Annotated in this window: 5 protein-coding genes and 1 tRNA gene; all 6 read right to left on the bottom strand. The window is 60.1% G+C overall.

Annotated features, from left to right (window positions below; all coding sequences use genetic code 11):
- Nucleotides 1–178: 178 nt before the first annotated feature.
- Nucleotides 179–271, bottom strand: a tRNA-Ser gene (locus ACLBXN_RS03795).
- A 54-nt stretch (nucleotides 272–325) separates the two neighbouring features.
- Complete coding sequence (locus ACLBXN_RS03790) at nucleotides 326–1591, bottom strand: aspartate kinase (protein WP_003057587.1); 1266 nt, start codon at nucleotides 1589–1591, stop codon at nucleotides 326–328.
- 93 nt (nucleotides 1592–1684) lie between these two features.
- The gene (gene tilS / locus ACLBXN_RS03785; RefSeq protein ID WP_447611194.1) at nucleotides 1685–2695 is read right to left on the bottom strand and encodes a tRNA lysidine(34) synthetase TilS; all 1011 of its coding nucleotides are present in this window, start codon (nucleotides 2693–2695) and stop codon (nucleotides 1685–1687) included.
- A gap of 139 nt (nucleotides 2696–2834) precedes the next feature.
- Nucleotides 2835–3812, bottom strand: a complete 978-nt coding sequence (locus tag ACLBXN_RS03780; protein ID WP_003057594.1) for an acetyl-CoA carboxylase carboxyltransferase subunit alpha — start codon at nucleotides 3810–3812, stop codon at nucleotides 2835–2837.
- Between the two features lie 60 nt (nucleotides 3813–3872).
- Complete coding sequence (locus tag ACLBXN_RS03775; RefSeq protein WP_447611187.1) at nucleotides 3873–4715, bottom strand: DNA-3-methyladenine glycosylase family protein; 843 nt, start codon at nucleotides 4713–4715, stop codon at nucleotides 3873–3875.
- A gap of 50 nt (nucleotides 4716–4765) precedes the next feature.
- Nucleotides 4766–6151 (bottom strand): cysteine--tRNA ligase, encoded by a 1386-nt coding sequence (gene cysS, locus ACLBXN_RS03770; protein ID WP_447611186.1) that lies wholly within the window; start codon nucleotides 6149–6151, stop codon nucleotides 4766–4768.
- Nucleotides 6152–6348 lie beyond the last annotated feature (197 nt).

Raw genomic sequence — 6348 nt, 5'->3', positions numbered from 1 at the left:
TTAAGGAACCGAGTGCAAAACCAAGAAGCTTGACTTTGAATCTCGTTGCTTGCTGCGATCAGCGAAGCCTTCAATTGTAGCACTGTTTTCACCAAACTCAAATCAAAGTTTGAAACTTTTTGTCAACACCCAAAGGATCTTGACAAAAAGAAAAAGCCTTGCGGCTTTTTCTTTGATTTGGCGGAAACGGAGGGATTCGAACCCTCGATGAGGCTCTACACCCCATACTCCCTTAGCAGGGGAGCACCTTCGGCCACTCGGTCACGTTTCCGGAATGACGCTATTGTAAACAGCTTTTTTGTTCGTTTTTGGAAAGTTGCGAAAATTATTCGCTTTTGTCCAAACCGAAGGCGGTGTGCAGGGAGCGCACGGCCAGCTCCAGGTACTTCTCGTCGATCACGACCGAAGTCTTGATCTCGGAAGTCGAGATCATCTGGATGTTCACGCCTTCCTTACTCAAGGCACGGAACATGGTGGAGGCCACACCCACATGGCTGCGCATGCCGATGCCGACGATGCTGACCTTGGCGATATTGGGATTGCCCACCACTTCGGAAGCACCCAGTGCAGGAACAACGCTTTCACGCAGCAATTCCATGGCACGCTGGTAATCACCCTGGCTCACGGTGAAGCTGAAGTCGGTCTTGCCGTCCTTGGAGATGTTCTGGATGATCACATCGACTTCGATGTTGGCATCAGCCACGGGACCCAGGATGGCAGCGGCCACGCCGGGGGTATCAGGCACGCCCAGCACGGAAATCTTGGCCTCGCCACGGTTGAAAGCGATGCCGGATACGACAGCCTTTTCCATTTTTTCGTCTTCCTCAAAAGTAATCAGCGTGCCGGACTTGGCTTCTTCTTCCAGATCGATATCCCAGGGCGTGAAGCTGGACAGCACGCGCATGGGCACCTTGTACTTGCCTGCAAACTCCACGGAGCGAATCTGCAGAACCTTGGAGCCCAGGCTGGCCATTTCCAGCATTTCCTCAAAGCTCACCGTACCCAGGCGCTTGGCAGCCGGCACCACACGGGGATCGGTGGTGTAGACGCCATCCACATCGGTATAGATCAGGCATTCGGCAGCCTTCAGGGCGGCAGCCACGGCCACGGCAGAAGTGTCGGAGCCGCCACGACCCAGCGTGGTGATATTGCCTTCGGGATCGATACCCTGGAAGCCGGTCACGATCACGACACGACCTGCCTCGAGGTCGGCGCGCACGCGCTTGTCGTCGATGGACTCGATGCGAGCCTTGGTGTAGCTGCTATCGGTGCGCACGGGCACTTGCCAGCCCGCATAGCTGACGGATTCCATGCCTTCGGCCTGCAGCGCAATGGCCAGCAGCGCCGAGGATGCCTGCTCGCCAGTGGCGGCCAGCATATCAAGCTCACGATAGTACGAACTCTTGGCGTGACTGGGAGCCAGTTCACTGGCCAGACCCAGCAAACGGTTGGTTTCGCCACTCATGGCGCTGGGCACAACCACCAACTGGTGACCTGCCCGAGCCCATTTGGCCACACGCTTGGCGACGTTGCGGATGCGCTCTGTCGAGCCCATCGAGGTGCCGCCGTATTTATGAACGATCAGTGCCATTGGATACTAAAGGGTGACGAAACAGCAGCCACGGCGCAGATCACAAAGGTTTTGGCGCGCCGGCGGTTTTCGTACAGGTAAAAAAACCAAAACCTAGGAATTGTACCAACCGAGACTTACCCCCTGGCGCTCCACAAAACCCCGCCCCACCTTGATGTGGATGCGGTGCCCTCGCGTAGTGCAAACGCCGAGCTGCGCCATGAGCTGCGCAAGCTGGGCCGTCGTCGGCGTCGTGCCATGCTCGGTGCGCAACCAATAACGCAGGACATTGCCCAGACGCAGCTCGCTCAAACCCTGCAATGCCTTGATGGCTGGCGGCAGTCCCACCATCTGCAGGTCTGCCGCCGCCTGCTCGTCCAACAGTTCGGACGCCTGGGCGCAATGGGCACTGCTGCGTGCGAACGTGCTGCGGAACTGAGGAAAGACCTGCTCCAGCACCGGCAGCAGTTGAACCCGGATGCGGTTGCGCGTGTACCCCTGATCGGTATTCGTCGGATCCTCGACCCAGCTCAAATCCCTGAGCCGCAACCAGTCTCGCAGCGCCTGCCCGGGCACTGCCAGCAAGGGTCTGAACCACTCCAACCCCGCTCTTTGCCAATGCCCAGGCATGGCCGCCAGACCAGCCACACCGGCACCGCGCGAGAGCGCCAGCAGCAAGGTCTCGACCTGGTCGTCGGCATGCTGGGCCAGCGCCATGGAGCGCACCGCATCCAGCGGCGCACCATCTGCAGCCAGCCAAGGCTGGCCGGCCGCCTGAATCAAGGCCGCATAACGCCCCTGACGCGCCGCGTCTTCGGGGCTTTGCCCCTGCACATTGCGCGCATCGATGGCGCAGACCTTGAGGGCAATGCCGTGTCGGGCGCACAGTTGCTCGCAGTGCTGCTGAAAACCATCAGCCGCGGCCTGCAAACCATGGTGCACATGGATCGCCCTCACCTGCCCCGGCCAGCGCGCATGGCAGGCCAGCAGCAGAGCCGACGAATCGGCTCCGCCGCTGAAGGCCACAACCAGCGGCAGCGCTGGATTGAATGCAGCCACTGCGGCATCCACCCGGCCGGCCGAAGCCGCCAACAAGTCAGCATCTGACTGGGCTTGCATGAACAACAAACTCCCTCTTTCCAATTCAATAGCAGCTAACGCTTACTCAGCAATGGCTTAAGGCGCATTTCGCGCATAAGCTCTCGGCAAAAACAAATGGCTCCCGAAGGAGCCATTGTGCGCAAGCGGCATCAAGCCCGCCTGATCAGCGGTTGTCGGCCTTCGTGTCGGCAAACTTGCCGTAGCTCTGAATGCGGTCGTAGCGACGATCCTGCAGCTCCTTGGGCTTGAGATCGGTCAGCTGGCGATAGGCATCGCCCAGTGCCCGCTTGAGGAAGGCACCCATTTGCTTGTGATCGCGGTGAGCACCACCCACAGGCTCGTTGACGATCTTGTCCACCAGACCCAGTGCCTTGAGGCGGTGGGCGGTGATGCCCATGGCATCCGCTGCTTCCTGAGCCTTTTCACCCGTCTTCCACAAAATGGAAGCGCAGCCTTCGGGGCTGATCACCGAGTACACAGAGTACTGCAGCATCAGCACCTGGTCGGCCACGGCAATCGCCAGCGCACCGCCCGAGCCACCTTCACCGATGATGGTGGTGATGATGGGGGTCTGCAGCTGCGCCATTTCGTAGATGTTGCGACCGATGGCCTCGGACTGACCACGCTCCTCGGCATCGATACCGGGGAAGGCGCCGGGCGTGTCCACAAAAGTGAACACGGGCAGCTTGAACTTCTCGGCCGTCTTCATCAGACGCAAGGCCTTGCGATAGCCCTCGGGACGCGTCATGCCAAAGTTACGCAGCGTGCGCTCCTTGGTATCGCGACCCTTTTGATGACCGATCACCATGCAGGGCTGGCCATTGAAGCGCGCCAGGCCACCAATGATGGACTGGTCATCCGCAAAGTGGCGGTCGCCATGCATTTCGACAAAGTCGGTAAAGCACTCGCGCACATAGTCGAGCGTATAGGGGCGCTCGGTATGGCGGGCAATCTTGGTGATCTGCCAGGGGGTCAGGTCGCTGTAGATGTCCTTGGTCAGCTGCAGGCTTTTCTTGCTGAGCTGATCGATCTCTTCCGAGATATCTACTGCGCTTTCAGTCTGCACATAGCGCAGTTCTTCGATTTTGGATTCGAGTTCTGCAATGGGCTGCTCAAAATCCAGAAAGTTCTTTTTCGCCAACGTATTTCTCCTTGTGCCAGCCTGCTGCAATCCTTGCAATCGGCCAGTGGACAGATGTCATCAAGCCACAGGCTGCGCCTCGAGCGAGCGCCAAATATACCAAGTTGCAACCGTACACCACGGTTTCCAAGCCTCGGCAACTTCACGGGCATCGCTGCGACTGACAGGATCGCCCGAAAAATGATTGAGAGAGATGCCCTGTATCAAACCGGCATCGTCCAGAGGCAGCACATTGGGCCGCCCCAGGCAGTAAATCAGAAAATTCTCGGCCGTCCAGCGGCTGAGACCGCGTATGGACATCAGCTCGGCGATGATGACCTCATCGCTCATCTGAGCCCATTCATCCATGTGCAGGCGATGCTCGGTGAAGTGCAGAGCCAGATCGACCAGATAGTCGACCTTGCGGGCCGACAGTCCAGCGCCACGCATATCGTCCACCTTGAGCCTGAGCACCTGCTCGGGCTGCATGGCAGCAGGCAGCTTGGCGAACTTGTTCCACAAGGTCTTGGCCGACTTTGCCGAGATCTGCTGCCCGATGATGGAGCGGGCCAAAGTGGCAAAGGCCTGCTCCTGCCCGCAGGGCAGCAGCGCCTGGCTGCCGAGCTGCGGAATCAATCGCTTGAGCACGCGATCGCGGCGCATGAGCTGGCGGCAAGCCTCAGCCCAGTAGGCAGGCACGCCATCAGGCAGATCCAGATGGATCTTGGGTGCAGCCACCTTGGGCGCTGCAGCCAGCTTGGCTGGCACCAGATCTTTGCCGGCCGCTCCCGCAGACTGAACCATGGCCGCAGCCCCCAAAGGAGCGACAGGCAAAGGCGCAGCCGGCCCCATGGGCACGGGCAGATCGGCAACCAGCGGCAGCTGCTCGAACTCCATGGTGTCCAGATGCTTGACCGCGCTCATGCACGCCCCTTCGCACTGTTCACACAGTTGATGGAATATTGCATGCAGTCTCAGCCCTTGGCGGCCGATTCCCAGGTCGTACCTGCGGCAGAGTCCTTGAGGACGATGCCCTGCTCAAGCAGTTCCTTGCGGATGCGGTCGGCCTCGGCCCAGTTCTTGGCGGCCTTGGCTTCTGCGCGCGCGGCAATCAGGGCCTCGATCGCGGCAGCATCCACACCTTCGGCACCGGCCTGCAGAAATTTCTGAGGCTCGGCCTGCAGCAGACCCAGACATGCGCCCAATGCCTTGAGCAAGCCCGCCACCTCGGGCGACTTGCTGCGGTTGACCTCAGCGGCCAGCTCGAACAGCACGGCTACTGCCTCGGGCGTGCCGAAGTCTTCATCCATCGCCGCCTTGAAGCGGGCAGCATAGGGATTGCTCCAGTCGACCTGCACCTCGGAGGGCGCCACCAGATCCAGGGCGGTATAGAGGCGCTTGAGCGCTCCACGCGCATCATCGAGATGCACGTTGGAATAGTTCAGCGGGCTACGGTAGTGGCTGCGCACGACGAAGAACCGGATGGTCTCGGCGTCGTATTCCTTGAGCACGTCGCGGATGGTGAAGAAGTTGCCCAGCGACTTGGACATCTTCTCGTTGTCGACGTTGATGAAGCCGTTGTGCATCCAGGTCCGCGCAAACGGCTTGCCGGTCGCACCTTCGCTCTGGGCAATCTCGTTCTCATGGTGAGGGAACTGCAGGTCTGCTCCGCCGCCATGGATGTCAAAGCTCTCGCCCAGCAGCTCGCAACCCATGGCCGAGCATTCGATATGCCAGCCGGGGCGGCCTTCGCCAAACGGACTCTGCCATTTCACATCGGCCGGCTCGTCGGCCTTGGCCGACTTCCACAGCACAAAGTCCAGCGGGTCAAGCTTGCCGTCGGCCACGGCCACGCGCTCGCCGGCGTTGAGCTCGTCCAGCGACTTGCCCGAGAGCTTGCCGTAGCCCGCAAACTTGCGCACGGCGTAGTTCACATCGCCATTGCCGGCCTGATAGGCCAGACCCTTGTCCTGCAGCTTGGCGATCATGCCCAGCATCTGCGGCACGTATTCGGTGGCGCGCGGCTCCAGCGTGGGGCGCTCGATGCCCAGCGCATCCGCGTCCTGGTGCAGCGCATCGATCATGCGATCAGTCAGACTGCGTATGGTCTCGCCGTTTTCCACCGCACGTCGGATGATCTTGTCATCGATGTCGGTGATGTTGCGCACATAGGTCACCTTGTAGCCGCTGGCGCGCAGCCAGCGCTGCACCACGTCGAAAGCCACCATGGAGCGTGCATGGCCCAGGTGGCAGAGGTCATAGACCGTCATGCCACAGACGTACATACGCACATGGCCCGGCTCAAGCGGCGAAAACGATTCCAGTGCACGCGACAGCGTGTTGTAGATACGCAAACTCATGAATCTTGAAATAGGGAGAGAGGGTGGCGAGCAGCAGCACTGGTCATGCCTGCGATGCATAAACCGTGCCTGCCATTCCCTGAGGCTGAAAAATGCGCACTAGCATCCAGACACATCCCGGTCCGGCCAGACGCCTAAGCGCCGCACACCCCTCAGCTACAATTCCCCGCAGTATAAGCTCCCGCCGCAGCGCAGTT

It is taken from the genome of Comamonas sp. C24C, assembly GCF_053345995.1.
The sequence above is the reverse complement of the archived record's forward strand: the minus strand, read 5'-3'. Positions and strand labels throughout refer to the sequence as shown.